The 19,005-nt window shown below is 27.3% G+C and carries 24 protein-coding genes; 21 read left to right on the top strand and 3 right to left on the bottom strand.

All coding sequences use genetic code 11. The annotated features are described in order from the left end of the window. From ltrA to AB4Y15_RS12940, 18 genes are all read left to right on the top strand, one after another. Positions 1–1,154, top strand: a 1,154-nt coding sequence (gene ltrA, locus AB4Y15_RS13025) for a group II intron reverse transcriptase/maturase (RefSeq protein WP_427340781.1), incomplete at its 5' end; no start/stop codon positions are given. A gap of 224 nt (positions 1,155–1,378) precedes the next feature. Then, entirely contained in the window at positions 1,379–1,705 is a 327-nt protein-coding gene (locus tag AB4Y15_RS13020; protein WP_427340780.1) for a DUF262 domain-containing protein, read from the top strand. A gap of 313 nt (positions 1,706–2,018) precedes the next feature. Further along, a complete protein-coding gene (locus AB4Y15_RS13015) occupies positions 2,019–2,156 on the top strand; it encodes a hypothetical protein (protein ID WP_427340779.1) in 138 nt (45 codons plus the stop codon). Between the two features lie 113 nt (positions 2,157–2,269). Then, positions 2,270–3,337, top strand: coding sequence for a radical SAM protein (locus tag AB4Y15_RS13010; RefSeq protein WP_427340778.1), 1,068 nt, complete (start codon positions 2,270–2,272; stop codon positions 3,335–3,337). A 1-nt stretch (position 3,338) separates the two neighbouring features. After that, complete coding sequence (locus AB4Y15_RS13005) at positions 3,339–4,661, top strand: radical SAM protein (RefSeq protein WP_427340777.1); 1,323 nt, start codon at positions 3,339–3,341, stop codon at positions 4,659–4,661. Between the two features lie 8 nt (positions 4,662–4,669). After that, a complete protein-coding gene (locus AB4Y15_RS13000; protein ID WP_427340776.1) occupies positions 4,670–5,854 on the top strand; it encodes an MFS transporter in 1,185 nt (394 codons plus the stop codon). A gap of 937 nt (positions 5,855–6,791) precedes the next feature. Next, positions 6,792–6,965 (top strand): hypothetical protein, encoded by a 174-nt coding sequence (locus AB4Y15_RS12995; protein ID WP_427340775.1) that lies wholly within the window; start codon positions 6,792–6,794, stop codon positions 6,963–6,965. Positions 6,966–7,024: 59 nt separating this feature from the next. Next, the gene (locus AB4Y15_RS12990; protein WP_427340774.1) at positions 7,025–7,165 is read left to right on the top strand and encodes a hypothetical protein; all 141 of its coding nucleotides are present in this window, start codon (positions 7,025–7,027) and stop codon (positions 7,163–7,165) included. Between the two features lie 1,531 nt (positions 7,166–8,696). Then, positions 8,697–8,975 carry a hypothetical protein gene (locus AB4Y15_RS12985; RefSeq protein ID WP_427340773.1) on the top strand — a complete coding sequence of 93 codons (279 nt, stop codon included), beginning with the start codon at positions 8,697–8,699 and terminating at the stop codon, positions 8,973–8,975. A gap of 97 nt (positions 8,976–9,072) precedes the next feature. Continuing rightward, on the top strand, positions 9,073–9,852 hold the full coding sequence (locus tag AB4Y15_RS12980; RefSeq protein WP_427340772.1) for a ParA family protein: 780 nt from the start codon (positions 9,073–9,075) through the stop codon (positions 9,850–9,852). Continuing rightward, on the top strand, positions 9,839–10,093 hold the full coding sequence (locus tag AB4Y15_RS12975) for a hypothetical protein (protein ID WP_427340771.1): 255 nt from the start codon (positions 9,839–9,841) through the stop codon (positions 10,091–10,093). The genes AB4Y15_RS12980 and AB4Y15_RS12975 overlap by 14 nt, the downstream gene beginning before the upstream one ends. Before the next feature lies 1 nt (position 10,094). Then, a complete protein-coding gene (locus tag AB4Y15_RS12970) occupies positions 10,095–10,289 on the top strand; it encodes a hypothetical protein (protein WP_427340770.1) in 195 nt (64 codons plus the stop codon). Positions 10,290–10,830: 541 nt separating this feature from the next. Next, positions 10,831–12,093, top strand: a complete 1,263-nt coding sequence (locus tag AB4Y15_RS12965; RefSeq protein WP_427340769.1) for an FtsK/SpoIIIE domain-containing protein — start codon at positions 10,831–10,833, stop codon at positions 12,091–12,093. A 1-nt stretch (position 12,094) separates the two neighbouring features. Further along, the gene (locus AB4Y15_RS12960; RefSeq protein ID WP_427340768.1) at positions 12,095–12,655 is read left to right on the top strand and encodes a replication-relaxation family protein; all 561 of its coding nucleotides are present in this window, start codon (positions 12,095–12,097) and stop codon (positions 12,653–12,655) included. A 144-nt stretch (positions 12,656–12,799) separates the two neighbouring features. After that, positions 12,800–13,258, top strand: coding sequence for a metal-dependent hydrolase (locus tag AB4Y15_RS12955; protein WP_427340767.1), 459 nt, complete (start codon positions 12,800–12,802; stop codon positions 13,256–13,258). A gap of 15 nt (positions 13,259–13,273) precedes the next feature. Beyond that, positions 13,274–13,483 carry a hypothetical protein gene (locus AB4Y15_RS12950; protein WP_427340766.1) on the top strand — a complete coding sequence of 70 codons (210 nt, stop codon included), beginning with the start codon at positions 13,274–13,276 and terminating at the stop codon, positions 13,481–13,483. After that, positions 13,461–13,607 carry a helix-turn-helix domain-containing protein gene (locus AB4Y15_RS12945; RefSeq protein ID WP_427340765.1) on the top strand — a complete coding sequence of 49 codons (147 nt, stop codon included), beginning with the start codon at positions 13,461–13,463 and terminating at the stop codon, positions 13,605–13,607. The genes AB4Y15_RS12950 and AB4Y15_RS12945 overlap by 23 nt, the downstream gene beginning before the upstream one ends. A gap of 681 nt (positions 13,608–14,288) precedes the next feature. Next, entirely contained in the window at positions 14,289–15,110 is an 822-nt protein-coding gene (locus AB4Y15_RS12940) for a recombinase family protein (RefSeq protein WP_427340764.1), read from the top strand. Positions 15,111–15,272: 162 nt separating this feature from the next. Here AB4Y15_RS12940 and AB4Y15_RS12935 read toward each other — a convergent pair whose 3' ends face one another. The 3 genes from AB4Y15_RS12935 to AB4Y15_RS12925 form a co-directional block, all read right to left on the bottom strand. After that, positions 15,273–16,046, bottom strand: coding sequence for a hypothetical protein (locus AB4Y15_RS12935; protein ID WP_427340763.1), 774 nt, complete (start codon positions 16,044–16,046; stop codon positions 15,273–15,275). After that, a complete protein-coding gene (locus AB4Y15_RS12930) occupies positions 16,037–16,471 on the bottom strand; it encodes a hypothetical protein (protein ID WP_427340762.1) in 435 nt (144 codons plus the stop codon). The genes AB4Y15_RS12935 and AB4Y15_RS12930 overlap by 10 nt, the downstream gene beginning before the upstream one ends. 93 nt (positions 16,472–16,564) lie before the next feature. Then, the gene (locus AB4Y15_RS12925) at positions 16,565–16,786 is read right to left on the bottom strand and encodes a hypothetical protein (RefSeq protein WP_427340761.1); all 222 of its coding nucleotides are present in this window, start codon (positions 16,784–16,786) and stop codon (positions 16,565–16,567) included. A 191-nt stretch (positions 16,787–16,977) separates the two neighbouring features. Here AB4Y15_RS12925 and AB4Y15_RS12920 point away from each other — a divergent pair, with 191 nt between their 5' ends. The 3 genes from AB4Y15_RS12920 (at position 16,978) to AB4Y15_RS12910 (ending at position 18,885) form a co-directional block, all read left to right on the top strand. Next, complete coding sequence (locus tag AB4Y15_RS12920) at positions 16,978–17,187, top strand: DUF6471 domain-containing protein (RefSeq protein WP_427340760.1); 210 nt, start codon at positions 16,978–16,980, stop codon at positions 17,185–17,187. Between the two features lie 14 nt (positions 17,188–17,201). Continuing rightward, the gene (locus AB4Y15_RS12915) at positions 17,202–17,453 is read left to right on the top strand and encodes a hypothetical protein (protein WP_427340759.1); all 252 of its coding nucleotides are present in this window, start codon (positions 17,202–17,204) and stop codon (positions 17,451–17,453) included. 199 nt (positions 17,454–17,652) lie between these two features. Continuing rightward, the gene (locus tag AB4Y15_RS12910; RefSeq protein WP_427340758.1) at positions 17,653–18,885 is read left to right on the top strand and encodes a DNA-binding response regulator; all 1,233 of its coding nucleotides are present in this window, start codon (positions 17,653–17,655) and stop codon (positions 18,883–18,885) included. Positions 18,886–19,005 lie beyond the last annotated feature (120 nt).

The following is a 19,005-nucleotide window of genomic DNA, read 5'->3' as shown; positions in this document are numbered from 1 at the left end:
TACCTTTCCTAAAACAACATGGTAAAACCTTAATAGAAGAAATAGCTATGGAGAAATATAAGCCTCAACCAGTTAGGAGAGTGGAAATTCCAAAGCCAAACGGAGGAGTTAGACTTTTAGGAATACCTACGGTAGTAGATAGATTTATACAACAAGCAATAACACAAATATTAATAAAAGTCTACGACAAAGAATTTTCGGAAAACAGTTATGGATTCAGACCTGGCAGAAATGCTCACATGGCAGTAAAGAATGCAAAAGAATATATAAATGAAGGATATACATGGGTAGTAGATATAGACCTTGAAAAATTCTTTGATAGGGTTAACCATGATATTCTCATGTCAATTTTAGCAAAGAAAATAAAAGATAAAAGAGTATTAAGACTGATACGTAAATATCTAGAGTCAGGAGTGATGATAGGAGGATTATACACAAAAACAGAAGAAGGAACTCCGCAAGGAGGACCAATCAGTCCATTACTTAGCAATATCCTTTTAGATGTATTAGATAAAGAACTCGAAGCAAGAGGGCATAAGTTCTGTAGGTATGCCGATGACTGCAACATTTATGTCAAAAGCCAAAGAGCAGGGAAAAGGGTCATGGAAAGTATAACAAAATTCCTAGAGAAAAGGTTAAAACTAAAGGTTAATAAAGAAAAGAGTGCAGTCGATAGACCATGGAGAAGGAAATTTTTAGGATTTTCCTTTTATTATAAAGAGGGTGAGATAAGAATAAGACCCCATGAGAAAAGCATAAAGAGATTAAAAGATAGAATAAGGAAAATTACAAATAGAAATACAGGAATAAGTATGGAGATAAGAATAGAAAGACTAAACTTTCTAATAGTTGGTTGGGTAAACTATTTCAAAATAGCAGACATGAAAGCGAAATTAAAGAAGATAGACCAATGGACTAGGAGAAGATTAAGAGCATGTTTTTGGAAACAATGGAAGAAGGTTAAAACGAGGTTTAAGAACCTCAAAAGATTAGGAATTCCAGAGTATAAGGCATGGCAATATGCTAATACCCGAAAGGGTTACTGGCGTATATCTAATAGTCCTATATTAAGTAAGACCTTGAATAACCAGTATTGGTTAAATCAAGGTCTCAAATCACTTTCTATGCAGTATAAGAAATTGAACTTAACCTAATGAACCGCCGTATACCGAACGGTACGTACGGTGGTGTGAGAGGTCGGTAGATGAATTAATCATCTACCTCCTACTCGATTAAATTTACGTATGAAAAATAATTCATGAACAAATGAACAATTAACTATAAGGAGGATTTAAGATGCAAAAAAACTGATATTACTAAGTTAGAAAAATGGAAAGTTGAGTCTAATATTACAAATTTAAATTTAAAAACTATTTGTATGGAAATAGAAAATGGCAATAATGACCTTGGAGGCATAAACTTAAAACCATTTTATCAGAGAGAATATAAATTTACTAGAAAAGATGAAAGTCTATTAATTGAATCTTTACTAGCTGGTATTCCAATGTCAACAATATATCTTGCATCTGACACTACTAGAGTTCCTCATGTAAGTAATGTTATTGATGGTCAACATAGATTGTTAGTGGTTTATAGGTTTTTAAATAATAAATTTAGTTTAACAGGATTAGAAAAATATAAATTTTTAAATGGCATGAGATTTTTCGAACTACCACCAGAAATTCAAAATAAGTTATTTTATTAGGTAAGCTTAACTTTACAATTTATTCATGTTCAAAATAATCCTGAATTAGAAATAGAAATTTTTACAAGATATAATAGCAGTAGTTCTAATCTTTTTTATCTTCATTTTTAAGATATATCTATCAAATCAAATTTGAATTAGGGTAAAAGCGAAAATTATTTGGAGTATGGTGAGAAAAAATAAAAAAAATTATCAATATTACAAATTTCTACAAATTTTTCATTTTATATATGATATTATGTTTTTAAGTATTTTTATTTGTTATACTTTCTATGCATAGAAAAGTATAAAATTTCTAAGGAGGTGAAAACATATGGAAAAACGTATGGAAAAAGATATTTCTTTATCAGAATTAATGAAGAAAGTAAATACTAGAAAAGAAGAAGATTTAACTGCTAAAGGTAAAACTATTAAATGCATAATAGGAGGGCAATTAGCTGATACAGTATAATTCAGTTAATTAAATAGTAGGGTGATATCACCCTACTATTTAATTAACTCATATCATAATTTATAGTAATATAATAATAATGCAATAAAATAATAACGAAAAGGGGATAAAATATGTATAATATTGGACATGTTCATTTCGATATTACTCAAGCGTGTAATCTTAATTGCAAATACTGTTTTTATTATGAAAATGATAGTATTAAGACAACTGACCAAGATTTATCTTTTGATATAATTAAAAGAGTGATAAATGAAATTGAAGAATTAGGGACAGATACGTTAAATTATACGTTTTCAGGTGGAGAAGTTTTTCTTAGAGATGATTTTTATGATATCCTAGATCTAGTTAGACATAGAAAGATTAAAATATTAACTAATGGATTATTAATTAAAAACAGTGATATACTTAAATTAAGTTACTATGATAATATTGAAGAAATAAGAATTAGTTTTGATGGTTTTAATGGTAATAAAAAGAACAGATTGATAAATGATTCAGATTATTTATGGGAAAGAATTAAAACAATTTCTGACACAAAGGGAATACCTATATCTATTAATACTATTATTACAAGGCATAATTATAATGAATTAATAGATATATACAATTCTCTTAAAACTCTAGATTCTTTCTATCAATGGAAAATAGATATGCCATTTTTTAGAGGACGGTATACAAAGACACATGATGAACTTTATGTTTCCAATGAAAAAATAGTTAGTGAAATAAAAAAATTATTAGAGATATATAAAAAGGATAATATGCCTTTTAGAATAGAAGTTAAGAATTTATTTAAACCTGAACTTATAAATGGTAAAATAATTAAGTTTGATGCAAACGAACATCCTTGCAATTACAATATTGGATCAATAACAATTCGGGGAAATGGAGATGTAGGATTTTGCCCATCATTGCCATTAAACTTTGGTAATATTAAAGAGCAATCTATCAAGGAAATTACCCAAAATACTAAATTCAATGATTTTATCAACTTAAAAGTATCACAAATATCTGAAAAATGTTTAGACTGCAAATATTTAGAGCTTTGCGGGGCTGGTTGCAGAGCAGATTCTTATCTGCTTACTAAATCATTAAATGAAATAGATAGGATAAGTTGTGATATTTTGCCATATATTGAAACAGATATATTACCTATATTCATGAAAGGGTCTGTTTAATATGATAAAAATAAATCAATACTTTTTACCTGATGAAGTAGAGTTAGTAAGTTATAATAATAATCTATATCTATTTAATCGTGCATTATTGACATGTTTTAAAGTCCCCAAAAGATTGTTACCTAAATACAATAGTAGAAATTTATCAGTTACAGAACTATTAGAATACTTTAATAAAGAGATTATATCAAAATTATTGGAAAAGTATATATTGATTTCAGATGAAGATAAAGAAGATTATTTGAAATTAGTTGCAAAAGATTTTCAAGGGAAAACTATAAGAAAATTAGTTCTTTTTACAACTTATAACTGTAATTTGCAATGCTCATACTGTAAAATTAGAAAAGATAAATCAACTGCTAGTAACATGCCTAAAGATATAGCTATAAAGGCAGTTGATTTCTTTTTAAATCAAGAAGACTTTTTAAAGAAACAGAATGAACTGCATTTTTATGGTGGAGAACCATTATTAAACAAAGATTTAATAATATACATAGGAAATTATATAAGAAAGAAAGGTTATTCTAACAAAGAAATTAATTTGAAAGTTGTCTCTAATGGATTTAACATTGATGAAAATATAATAAATATTTTTGATAAATTAGATATTAATGTTACATTTTCATTTGATGGCAATGAAAGTATTCATAATAAATATCGCTATTCGGATAGTTATAATTCTTATGATACAGTCATAAAAGCAATGAATACTTATAAAGCTTTAAATAAAAAATTTGGAGTATCATGTACCATAACGAAGGATAATATTGAATTATTGCCTGAAATTGTTGAATGGCTTAATAAAAACTATAATATACCATCAATAGGTTTTAACGTGAACTATCTAAATGATGATATTTCTTATAAAATGCTTTCAGATAAACTGATTCAAGCTTTTTCAAAAGCCCTCGAACTAGGTGTATGGGAAGATAGAGTTGGGAGATCTATTAGGAAATTTATTCCTGACAATTTATATCAAATACCTAAAGATTGCAAACATTGTGGTAATATTTTAGCTGTATCTCCAGAAGGAAAAATTGGTCCGTGTCCTTTTTTGATAAAAGATGAAAAATATACTTTTTTATCTGTATTTGATTTAGATATATCTATTTATAATAAATTTCCTTTTTTAGATTGGAATAATCGTAGATTCAATAATATAGAGAAATGTAATAAATGTACTTTCGCTAGGTTCTGTACTCTAGGGTGTCCTATTGATCATAACGGGGAAACTGTATCTTTAGAAAATCATAGAGAGATTATGTGTTACTTATCAAAAGCTATTTTCTACTGGTATTTAGAAAATATGCATGTAGGAGAGTAGTAAATATTATGGTGAAATTAGTATTATCATTATTCTTTTCTAGAATAGGTACTCTTGCAGGGTATATTGGAACAATTTTTTTAACAACTAAACTAACTGATTCATCTGTATCATTAAGTATAATAATACTTTGTCAATCATTGCCTATATTTATAGTAGGTTCTTTTGGGGGATGGGTTATTGACAGATACTCTATTAAGAAAATACTGATTATTTCAGATATTTTAAGAGCAATAATATTAATTGCATTATTCTTCTTAGCTAAATATAATCTTATTAAAATGTGGCATCTTTACACAGGAACTATTTTTATTTCAATCCTTACAGCTTTATATAAACCTTCTATAGAATCTATTATAACAAGTATTGTTGAAGTTGATAAAAGGAGAGCTATTAATGCTTTTAATGAATTATTTTATTATATTGCAGGTGTAATAGGACCACCTGTTGGAAGTATCCTGATTACTAAGTTTGATTATAGTTATAACTTTATGTTTGATGGAGTTAGTTATATTTTTGCATTAATCTTAATGTTATCATTAACTAAAAAACTAATATTAAAAAGCACTAATATTGAGCCATCTAAAACTAATGTTGTTGAATTACTGAAAAATAATTATACATATATAACAAATAATAGAGCCAATTTAGTTTTATTAATTTTCATGACTTATATGACTTTTATATTAAGGCCTATGTCTCTTATTATACCTGTAGTTTGTGAGGAAATATTTAATGATGCTAAACTATTTGGATATATTCTTACTTTTTTTTCTGCTGGTGGAATTTTAGGTGCAATATCTGCAAAATATATCAGAGAGTCATCAAAACCTACTAACTATATAATAATTTATTCAATATTAATTTCTTTTATTTTAGCTATTTTATCTTTTTTAACTCAAATTCAACAATTTACACTTATATTATTTATATATGCTTTTTCTAAAGCTCTAATGGATGTTCACTATAAAACTTTATTACAGAATCATTCTAAGGAGGAAATTAAAGGATTTATTTTTTCTGTTTCAAATTCCATTATCAATGCAGCAGGACCTTTAGGTATTTTAGTAACAGGAATAGTAATAAATCATATTTATATATTAAACATATTTAAATATATGAGTATCTTAATAGTGTTCTTTATGTTGCTATCTATTATTGTATTAAAATTACGTCTAAATAGTAATTCTTAAGCTAATGTGGATATTTTGATTTCTAATAAAAAGTAGCCTTTATAATAATAATTTTAAAAAAGGAATCTTAAAAGATGTTGATTTTGATCAACATTCTAGATATAAAGAGTGTAATATTTAAGCAGGAGTTTTTATAAACGAAAGAAATTTAATATACTACTTTTTTATGGTATATTGCAATATATGATAAGATATAAAAAAGAGTACCATAAAATCATTTTTAAAGCATATAAAAAGATATTTATTTTTTTAAAGCTTTTTTATTTTTTTACTCAGTGCAACAAAATTTATATTGTGTTGCAGTCACCTAAAACCTTAAAACATTGATATAACTTGTATAAAAGATGATTTTAAAAATCATCTTTTTTATTTAGTGTTTTTCAGTGCAACATATCATATGATATAATTATAATATGTTGAATTAGCAGTAGGGACAGTATTTAACATAGTAAAAAAATACTCATCAGTTCAGAACAAAAAACAATAATAGAACGTTTTAAAAGCCCATATAAGCGTTTTTTATGGACAAGCCATTTTAAAATTATTACCTAACAAAAAAACAAGCCTTAAAATTCAAATATGAGCGTTTAAAAATGTATTTTTAATAAAGGATTATATAAAATCAATGCAGTTCGTTCATAAATTAAAAAATGAATTTACTGCAAAAATAAAAACTTAGCAGCAATCAAGATTTGATATAATAAAAAATATAAATCAACAAACAACATTTTTGCTTATAAGAAATATGCCATTAGATATTTATCTATGGCGGATTTTTAAAAATAAGAGGATTGTTAAAAATGCAGAACTTGCTAAAATTTTGATTTAGCAAAAATCTGCATTTTTTGTTTTTAAAAGTGAGTATAGGATTTCTAAAAAAACCGCAATCGCAATATTGGATAGATCTACATAAAATTTTGAGAAAGGATGTTAAATGATGCTAAAAACCATTATCAATGTTTTAAATTTTATATCATATGCATTGTTATATTTAATTTTAGGAATAGCAACTAGTGTATTATGCATAATTTTATTTGGGCTGAAGATTAAGATAGACACTAAATACTTAAAACTTGAAATAGAAGGAGGAATATATAAAAATAGACGTTAATATCATCAAATTTAGAAACACAAGGTTTCACTTTACAATTATTGAGAAGAGGTGGTTTATTGCAGACTTTTTATGATTACTATAGAGAGTTAAAAGATTTAAAGTATAAATATATAGAACTTATTAATGGGCTAACAGAGAATAAAGCTGTTGATACAACTTATATAAGATGTGAGAATTATATAAAATCTCCAGTATAGAGGTTATAAAAGAGAAGAAAGAGGAATATGTAGAAAGACTTAGAAAGATACAAGGAATAATTAGGTTTATTGATACATTTATATTTTATCCTAGCTCAGATTTAGAACTACTTCTAGCGTTACTCATTGTGAAGGAAAGACTCAACGGTAAGACTATAGCAGTTATAAAAAAGAATATAGGTTAAGTCATAGGAGATATAAAGAACTAGAGAAGATAGCAATAGATTTTATAGAATATAATCTTATAAACAATGGAATTATAGAGACTCGTTTTAAAAAATAAAAGCATGTAATTTTGAAATAACCCCTAGGGGGGTGAAATTTCTACAACTTTTCATTGGAAACCGTGCGGGCAGTCTTTTTCACATAAAATTCGTTTTATTTCATAAATGGGGTAAATTGGAATATGATGTCTTATTTAATCATTAAATATTTCTAGCTGGAAGATTAAATATATTTCTATAATGGGTAAGAAGATTAGTCTATATCTTTGCAACTACTTCTGGTAGTATCAAATAGATTTTTAATAGTTGGATGTTATGGATTAATAGAAGAATAAAAGATAAAATGAATTAGATAAAAAGAAATGGATTTATTTTAAAGAACTGATTTTATGAGAAATTAAAATGGATTTACTAATAAGAGGCTATTCTATTAATTCTTTTCTATATAAACAATCTATATAGTTTTCCATATAGGAAATTGTTTTTAAAATCCAGTTTAATGTTGTTACAGGGGGTAGGGGGGGTTAATTTTTTACAACCTTGAGCTGCGAAACCGCACGCCCACCTTCGCTTAAAGAAAATTCCCTAAATGAAGTAAAAGGGGGAATATTATTATATCGTTATTTAAAACTAAAAAACGTTAAATACAGTGCAAGCTACATATAAGTTATAAACTGGAGTATAAAGAATTGAAATATGATAAATTACCATTTGTAACGGTAAAACTTTTAACGATATAATTAATTTTTGTTTATTTGTGTTTGTGTTGTTTTTTTATAACAAATGATAACAAATGCTAACACTTTAAAATATAAACGTTCCAAATTTAGAAATCTTTAAATTAACAAAACAAACACGAATAGGCATATTAAAGGTTAGAGATGTGTAATGCCAAGCAATACAATTGGAACGAAATTGGAACGAAGGGGTGCAAAAATGCACCCTTATATTATAACGAAGGGGTGCAAATTGCACTTTTATATTTTTTGGAACGATTTGAAGAAAAAACAATTATAAAGAATCAAAAAAGATAAAAATAAAAGCATTTTATACATAACGGCCTCATAAAACGGTCAGATTTTAATTTTTTTACACTTAATAGTTTATATAGGTATATTAAATATAGAAATGGCCCTTAAAACGCAAATGAGAGCCTCTAAATGCATTTTAAAATTGTATCTTCTAATAATGAATTGGATTTCATTCGAATAAAGATAAACATAAAAAAATTAAAAATAAAAGTTTACAAATAAACATAAGTAAGATATTATATAAATATAATGAAAATACCAGGAGGTGATTGCTTAATGAGCGATAAAAAAGAATTAAGAGGTAGGCCTCAAAAGTGGGAAGAAGGTGAAATTGTAAGAAAGACTTTTATATTGACTCCAGTAATAGAAAAGGCTTTAAAACTAAAAACAATGATAGAAGGAAGACAAGTTAATGAATTAGTACGAGAAATATTGACAGCTGCAATAGAAGATAAATATTTCAAGTTAGCAGAAAAAGCGATAAAAGAAAATAAAGAAGTAGAAGAAGTTGTGAGAGAATTAATTAATAAGGTAATAGAAAAGGAAGGAATGTAAGAATTTAAGAAGTAAAAAATTTAAGAATTTAAGAATTTAGGAATTAAAGAATTTAAGAAGTCAAGAATTTAGAAATAAAAAAAGGGGGAATAGGGTTATGTGTAGAATTATTAGTATTTTTAATCAGAAAGGCGGAATAGGGAAAAGTACAACTACAGTTAATCTTGGAGCTGCACTAGCTGAAAAAGGGAAAAAAGTTTTATTGGTAGACATGGATCCTCAAGCCAATACAACAGTAAGTGTTGGCATAGATGATGAAGAATTAGAAATAACTATTTACGACCTATTAACAGAGAAAAAAGTTAAGAAGGAAAGAATTTTAGAAGTTATACAGGAAACTTCTTATGAAAGACTTCATGTATTACCTTCAGATATTACGTTAAGTAATGCAGAGATTACATTAAGTAATGCAATAAGTAGAGAAACTATATTAAGTCGAGTTTTAGAGCAAATTAGAAAAGATTATGATTTTATTTTAATTGATTGTCCTCCATCATTAGGGTTGCTTAGCATTAATTCTTTGGTAGCCTCTGATGGTATAATAATACCAGTAGCAACTTCATTTTTTAGCATAAAAGGAATTAAACATTTACTTAACACAATCACTTTAATACAAGATAATTTAAAACCACAACTTGAAATAATGGGAGTTTTAATTACAATGTTTGATAAAAGAAAAAATATAGCAAAAAGCATTAAGAGTGATTTAATTAAAACTTTTGGAGATAAAGTGTTTGATTCGGTGATTAGAGTAAACAGTCAAATAGAATATGCCCAAGACAATAGAATACCTATAATCTATTATAATAAAACATGCAATGGATATATTGATTATATGAACTTTGCGGAAGAGGTGTTAGCATATGAGTGGCAGTAGAGGAATTTTAGAAGGTTTAAATAGAAATTCTAAAAAAGATAAGAATTTAAGAAGTAAAGAATTTAAGAATTTAGGAAGTGAAGAATTTAGCATTAAAAGAAGTTATACATTAAGACCATCAACAGTAAAGAAACTTCAGGAGCTTAAAGTATTTATTTATGATAATCCGGATATAACTTACAATGAGATAGTTGATGAAGCTATTTGTTTACTTTACGAACACAAGAAAAGGAGAGAATAGGATGTTAATAAAAATATGGAATGTAGAGGAATTGGCTAAAGTTAAAGGATTAAGTGTTTCTATTGATAATTGGATGATGGAAATTACTTATAAAATTGATGGAGAAGAATTTGAAAAAATAACTTTCAGTAAACAAGAAAGTTTCGAAGCTTATATTAAAGAATTGAAAAAATATGGAGTAAATATCAAAGAATAAAAGTCAGATAAATTGCAATTTTAAGGTTTATTATAACGTATTATAATGTGAAATAGAAATCTTTTTTAACATTATAAGAAAACGACTAAAATTTTAATATAATTCCCCTTATCAAAATGCTTTTAAATGTTGAAATTTACAATATAAAAAGGAAACAAGTTAAATTTCCTATAATGTGTAATTATAAAAAAAGATTTAAGAGGCTGGAGAGCCTCTTTTTTATGTCTTTAATACAGTTTAATAATTAATATTTTTAATTAGGACATGCAATATTTTTTATAGTGTTACATAAAATTTACTATACGCTGGGTTATTCGTTGAGATATACATAAAACTATACGAACGGAACGACTAAAAGAATAGGTAAAATACAACATTTTAACTTGTACGAAAACTTCCTATACCCCAGCAGCACTCTCGCCCCCCGCCCGGCGCTGCCGCCGCACCGCTCGCACAGCCGCTCGCAGCTGCCGCACGCAGCCACCAGCGCCCAGGCCAGCCAATGCCCAACTAAAAAAATAATCAAAGGAGGTGCAATAAAATGCAACAAAGCAAAAAAAATCTTGACCTATTTACTATAGGATTAATGGCTTTAATTACAGGTTCTATAGGTTTAAATTGGTTTAATTTATCAGTGTGGGGCTATTTTCTATATGGATTAGGTATTGCAAGTTGTGGCTATCATGTATTGGATAAAAGTAGAGGTTTTAAGATACTATGGGAAAATTTAAAATTATACAAAGGAGAGGTTTATCCTATTTTGAAAAGGAAGAAAAAAACGCCTTATGGATATGATTTGAGATTCACTTTACCAGCTGGATTAAGTACAGAAGACTTCGAAAAAAACAAAACTGCAATAGAGCAGTATTTAGATAAAAAAATCAAGATTAGATATGAACACAAAACTTTAATTATTGAAGTTTACAATAAATCTTTAAGTAAACATAAATTTGAAGTAGTTAAAACTAATTCAATAGTTGAATTTCCGGTGGGTTACTCATTTGGAGGTAAGATTGAGACTGTAGATTTAACTGATGGCCAACCACATATGCTGATAGCTGGAGAAACTGGCTCTGGTAAAAGTACGACATTAAGAGGCATTATAACAAATTTAATATTGACAAAGGATCCGAATGTTTTGGAGCTTCATTTAATAGATTTAAAAAGAGGGGCAGAATTTGGAATATTTAGTAAATGCAAGATAGTAAAATCATTTAGTAGGACCAAAGAAGAAGCAGAAGAGATACTTTACAAACTAAGTGATGAGGTAGATAGGAGATATACCTTATTTTATGAGAAAAATTGTGTAGACATAAAAGAATATAACAGAAAGTACAGAAAGAATAAACTAAATTATAAGCTTGTCATAATAGATGAATTTGCTGACTTGCAGAATGAAAAAGATAGCATTTCAATAATTGAAACTCTTGCAGCAAAGGCCAGAGCTTGTGGTATTCATTTAATCATATCAACTCAAAGACCTGACTCAAAAATACTCAATGGCCGAATAAAAGCTAATGTACCAGTAGTATTAGGGCTTAAGACAATGAATGAATTAAACAGTCGCATAATAATTGATTGTAAAGGATTAGAGGAGCTAAAAGGCAAAGGGCATGGAATACTAAAATACAAAGGAGAAGTTGAAATACAAGCTATGAATATAACTCCACAACAGGCTAGGGATTTAGTAAAACCATATTATCGTAAAGATAGTAAAAGTAAAGCAACAAAAATTCGACGAACTCAAAAGGTAGGAGAAGTTGAAAACTTTGATTTTTTAAAGGTTTTCAAAGGAGGAAAATAATTTGATTACTAAAAGAGATCGTGAGGTTATAAATTTTATAAAAAAATTTAAAGTTGCTACTACAAGTACAATAGCAGAATTGTTTTATCCTTCTTTAAGGGTAGCTCAGAGAAGATTAATGACCTTAGTAAGCCATAGAGAACTTAAAAGGGAAAGATATTACATTAACCAGGAGTATATGTATTACATTAAGAAGCCAAAGCAATTGAGACATAGGCTGCTTTTAACTGACTTTTATAGAGAAATACATAAGTTAGGTTTTGAAATAGAATATTTTGATAATGAAGTTATAATTGATGATATAAGGCCAGATGGCCTATTAGCTTATAGATACCAAAATAAGGCTTATATTGCTTTTGTAGAGGTTGAAATTTCAAATAAGGGGTTAAACATAAGTAAATATAAAAAACTTCTTAAAACAGGCAAATATAAAAAATACTTTCCAGTGTTTCCTATAATAATCGCTATTACTGATCATAAAATTCCAATACAACAGGATTTAGTAATTATTCAAGTTAAAGAAGATTTAAGTAACATAAAAACTTGCTTTAGGCAATTATAATGAGGGTGTCGTGAAATACGACACCCTTACATTTGAAGGAGAAAGTTAGATACCTATACCATCATTAGATTAATTAACTACCAGGCAAATTAAGCCTGGTTTATTTTTTTTACTTTAAGTTAATACTATTAAGAAAAAAAGGAAGTGATTGCATTCAGAGGATATACTCATATTTCAATAAATATAGCATTATTTTTGATTTTAAGGGATTATTTTATCATTAATAGACCGATAGGACTTGTAATAATATTTCTTGCGTTAGGAAGTGTTCTAGCAGATATTGATCATCCATCTAGCATAATAGGTAAATTTTTTATACCAATAAATGCGGTAGTAAAACATAGAAATGGTTATACTCATTCTTTATTAGGAGCTTTTCTGTTTACTGTTCCTATATTACTTATTGATAAGGTTTATTTTGTTACTGCATTGGTAGGCTATATTTCACACTTATTAGTTGACACATTAACTCCAGCTGGTGTTAAATGGCTATTCCCATTTAAAAATAAAAGTTATTCATTAAAAGTAGCAAGAACTGGTGGACCAGAAGAAGTCATAATATTAGGTTTAAGTTTACTTTATATATTTAAAACTAAACTTTAAACAGGTGATTTTGTCGTGTTAGGTATAGAGGGAAGATATAAAGTTACTTTAACTTTAACTATTGATATAAAAAAGGAAGAGGAATATAGGAATAACAATGAAAAGAAATCAATTAAAACAATTAATAGAACTGATAGTTATAAAGAAACCAATAGTTATAAAGAAACCAATAGTTATAAAGAAACTAAGTTGCTAACCATAAATGAACTTACTAAAGAAACTTAATATCGGTAAGAATAAAGCATATGAATTAATTAATACTGGAAAGATTAAAAGTATTAAGATAGGCCGAAAAATTAGAATACCTAAAAAAGCTATTATTGAGTTTATAGAAAATGAAAACAAATAACACCAGGTGATTGATGATAGGATATTTTATCCTGTCATTATTTTTTATGTAAACAATACAAAGACTATCTAAATAATAGGTGAGTCCAAAATTGGACTGAGCTTCTGGTACTGCTTCAATTATATTAGTTCGCATAAGATAGATTATGCGAATTTAACATTAACAAGATGTTATGCAGTTGCAACATTATTAATGCAACATTGCTAAGAAATGCTAAGGTTAGTTATCAAATATTAAGGGAATCAACCTCAAAAACCTACAAAAACCTACTTTTGAGATTATTGTATTAAGAAATTTTAGGAGAAATTTAGCGTCCATAGAGGCGCTTTTTATTATATTTTAAATAGGATAATGCTTAATAAAGTGTGTAAATATAAAGGTTTTTAAAAGAATATCGTCAATTTAGATTTTAGAAAATATTTAAGGTAAATACATCAAGAGGAATTTATTAAACTTTAAGACTTAAAGAATTGACGATAAGATATTAATTTATATTCTATTGGAATTTATTTCTTTGTTGAAGTTATGAAGAATTAATGCATTTTATAACATAGATAAACCATTGATAAATTTGATTAACTCAATAAATTAATTAAATTTAAGTCTATTCTTTTAAAAAAGATTTGACTCAAGAAGGAAATTATAGTAAAATGAAATTAAGAATAAAAGGTGGTGTTGAAAATGTGCACAGCTGTTGGTTACATAAGAGTATCGACAGAGGAGCAGGTTAAGCATGGCCAAGGATTAGAAATGCAAGAAAGAGAAATAAGACAATATGCTAAAAAAAACAAAATAAAATTATTAAATATTTTTTCAGATAAAGGTATTAGTGGAGCAAATGATATAAGTAAAAGACAAGGGTTAAATGCTTTACTTGATTATTGCAAGAAAAACAAAGTCGACCAAATACTAATAACTAAAATGGATAGGCTTGCAAGAGATGTATTTATTCAATTATGGATTGAGAAGGAATTAAAAATATATGATACTGAAATAGTATCTATTAATGAGGATAATCTTAATGGTGACGATTACATGACAAAGGCAATGAGGCAAATGGTAGCTGTATTTGCTGAACTTGAAAAGAATAGAATAGCAGATAGACTTGTTAGTGGTAGAAGAGCTAAAGCTAAAGAGAAAAAACAAAAAGCTAGTGGAAATTGCCCAATTGGATATAAATATCAATACAATGAGCAGGGGAAAAACCCTGTAGTTGTAATTGATGAGGAAAAAGCTAAAATCGTAAAGGAAATATATAGACTTTACTTTAGAGGAAATTCACTTCAAAAAATTGCTGATAGTTTAAATGATAAAGGTTTGAAAACTGGAAGAGGGAATAAGTGGACTAAACAATCAGTTCATAAAATACTAACTAATGATTTTTATACTGGAGTAGTTAGATTTAATGACATAGTAGAAAAAGGTAATCATAAACCTATAATAAGTAAAGTTACTTTTGGTAAGGTTCAAGCAGCTTTGCAGAAAAGAAGAAATTTAAAATAATTTACTATTAAGAAAAATAAGGTTGGATCCTAAGTCCAACCTTTCTTATTGAATTTAAAACACATCTGAAATAGAAAGTACGAAAATCGTAAATTATAGCAATTCCAAAGGTATTACTAAAACGGGAATACCTTAAAGCATTACATTAAAGTTATAGTTTAACTATTTAATAGGTTTCAAAGGAGGATAGTATTTTTCTATTTTAACAATATTTCCTTCTTTATCCTTTTCAATGGTATATTGCATACCTCTAATTTCAGGGAATAGATCCTCTAATATTTCGTTAGTTTTTTGTTTTAACTTCCTATTTCTCTTCAACTCCATCATCATATGAGTATATATACATTCAAAGAAAGGTGTTTTGGTAAAATCTTTTATAAAATCTTTGTTGTCTTTATCGTCAGATCTAGCCTCTGCTTTATAAACAAATACTAAGTCAAAAAAGAAACTTTTGTTTTTATCTATATTTGTTTCTTCGTAATCTTTTCTATATTTTTCAATATATTTTATATTTGCTCCAATTATTTGAGCAAAATCATGAGCTGTAGCTACTCTATTATAATTTTTAATAAATGTTATAAGTATTGGTGCTAATTGGTCTAAATTTTTATGAATAACATTGATATTTTCATCTACATTTTCAATAAACCTGGTAAGATTTTGGATTTTTATAGAGTTTTTAAAAGTCTTTGTTTTCTCTTCATTTAATTCTTTATAAGCTAGGTGTCTATCTTTTAAATATTTTTCTAGCAAATTAACTTCTTTTCTTATTATCCTTTTGAGTTTAACTAATTGATTGCTAAGTATCATTCTTAACATTTGGTCCTTTTCTTCTTTAGGTGTTTCAGGATTAAGAGCTTTTTCTATTCTTGCCCACTCTTTTTCACCATAATACTTTTTTAAAACTTCTCGTTGTTTTACAGTCATTAATAACATAAAATCATATCCTCCTTTGACCAATGCAGCTCTAATTCTCTATATGTGGCATTATCAATTAACTCATTTAAGGTGTTATGTAACTCTTTGGGTAATGCCATCTTTAACATTTGGTATAATTCTTCCTCTTTTTCTGAATATACAAGCTCTATATTTTTCTTTCTAATCCATTCAAGTTTTTCAAGATAGTAAATAACCTCTTTGTACTTATCGAATGATGTAGCATTATCTTTTTCTTGTAGTAAAAAGTTTTCTAGCCAATAGAAATATTCTTTATCATATGGTTTTCGATCCTCTAGTATTCTTTTTTCCATTGTATCTATAAATTTTAATCTTTGTTTATAATTTAAACATCCAAGTCGAGGCGCAATTTTACTTTCATTAAAATCATAACCTTTTAACATAAGTTTCTGCCTTTTTATCATAAGGTTTTGATAATTTCTAATGTTTTGAGCTTGTCCTCTTTAACTGAATTGTTTCATAAGTTCTATGCCATCTTTTACACCTTGCTTATATATTTATATTGCTAATTGAGATAAATATGTAATGTCGTCTTCTAATTCTTCCATTTTGTCTAGTAGATTTTTCTTATGTTTTGCAGGAATATAAGTTATTAATTCGTTAAATAATGCTGAATACCTGTCAACTAACTCTTTATAATAAGGATCCATAAAAAGCATTTCGACACACTTAGATATAGAATCTTCAGCCATACGTGAACATAAATTTTTAATTGACATGATTTCCCTCCTTTTTTTAAACATTTTCTCAACATAATTAAACTATATAGTTTAATTTTACACGAATATATTTAAAAAAATCAAGAATAATTTTAAATAATATGGTGTAAAATTTTATATAGTTGATTAACTGTTAATTCTTAAGTATAATTGAATTAATACAGCAGATTTCTTATAAAGGAAGTGAAACAATGACTATTAAGAATGAAATTAAATCGATAATAGTTAAAGAAGGATGGACCATAACAGATATAGCAAAGGCTTTAAGTGAGAAAACAGGCAATCATTATAGTGTTCAAAATCTCAGCAATAAGTTATCTAGAGGAACTCTTAAATATAAAGAAGCTCTAGATATAGCTGAAATAATAGGCTACAAAATAGAATGGGTTAAGAAAAAATAAAAGGAGTTGGAATTATGGAAAAGTTGTTAAATCAAATACTTGATGAATTGAAAGAATTAAAGGAAAACCAAAAAGAAACTATTAAAAGACTTGACAGTATAGAAAATAAACTTGATGCAATTAATGAGCAAACTGCTGATTTGACTGAATTTAGAACTGAAACAAAACAAGAATTAAAAGACATAAAAGATACTTTGAAGTTTATAATCCATAAAGAAGCAGAAAATGAAAGAGACATACATGTATTAAAACAATTTATAAAATAGCAGGATTTTGTAAATTATTATCGAAATTAAGAAAAGAAACAAAAAAAGCAATAACCCCTCCAGGCCAGTCAAACCAATAGAGGGGTTATCCATAGGACTTTTTATATGCTCTTTTATTATAATATACCATAAATATAGTATTTAATTCAAGATGCATATAAAAAGTCCTCTATGGAATTTTTAAAGGGGGCTTTTTTCTATGGAGCAATTAAAAATGGATCTAGATAAGTTGTTATCTCAAAGCTCTAAACATATAGAGGTTATACATGAATTTAAGGCGGATGGCTGGATTACGTTAGCTACAAAAACTGATGGTAACTATAAACAGAGGCATTATAAATATAATAAACTTCTGGAAGAATTGCAGGAAGTTAAGGAACTTGTAAATGTTTACATAAGCCAAAATACTTTTTATAAACCTCAACGTCGAATAGAGACACTGAGGCAGTTAAGGGCTTGTTATATAGATTTAGATTGTTATAATACTAAATACTCCAAAGAAGATGTTATTTATTTCCTGGAGGAAGATTATTTTAATCGAAAAATTCCTCGGTCAAATTTGATAATAGATTCAGGAAGAGGTTTATATTTAATTTGGATTATAGAGCCAGTACCGTACAAAGCATTACCTTTATGGAGAGCTATTCAAAAGTATTTGTATGATCAAATAAAAGAATTTGGGGCAGATAGAATGGCTATTGATCCTACTCGGGTATTACGGTTAGTTGGATCAATTAATTCAAAAACTGGAACACAAGTTAAGATAATAGATAGTTTCGACTACATATATACTCTTAGAGAAATACAAAAAGAATATTTGCCAGAATTAACACATAAAAAGAAAAAAGGTAGGCCTAAAAAAATTGTAAGTCTTTACAATGAATACAGTCTTTATCATGCTAGAATATTAGATATTATAAAGTTATGTGAGTTAAGAAATTGGGACCTTAAGGGATATAGAGAAATAATCTTATTTTTATATCGTTATTGGACATGTTGTTTTAAAGAGGATCCAGAAGAAGCTTTAAATGATGTTTTAGAGTTAAATAATCGTTTTAAAGAGCCTCTAACGATAAAAGAAGTATTGAGAGATACTAAAAGTGCAGAAAAAGCTTATAAGTCAGCTGATAAAGAATACAAGTATAAAAATAGCACTTTAATTGAATTATTAAACATAACAGAAGAGGAACAGAGACATTTAAAATCTATTATTGGAACTAAAGAAAAATACAGGCGTAATAATGAAAGACGTAAAGCTGAACGTAGAAATAAAGATGGTTTAACTAATAGACAGCAACAGAAAAAAGACAAGTTAGAAAAGATAAAAGAATTGTTAGACAAGGGATATAAACAAGTAGAGATCGCTGAAGAACTAGGAATATCAAAACAATTAGTAAATTATTATGTCAAAGAAGTAAAAAAAGTAAAATGAAATGGCTCTTTGTATTGTAGGGTACTTTGTACCTGCCTCGTAAGAGGCTTTTTTATCTTGGAGGAAAAAAAGTAAAATGAAATGGCTCTTTGTATTGTAGGGTACTTTGTACCTGCCTCG

Source organism: Caloranaerobacter longqiensis, from assembly GCF_050286925.1.
Lineage (GTDB): Bacteria > Bacillota > Clostridia > Tissierellales > Thermohalobacteraceae > Caloranaerobacter.
This window is presented reverse-complemented; position numbering and strand designations above follow the sequence as displayed.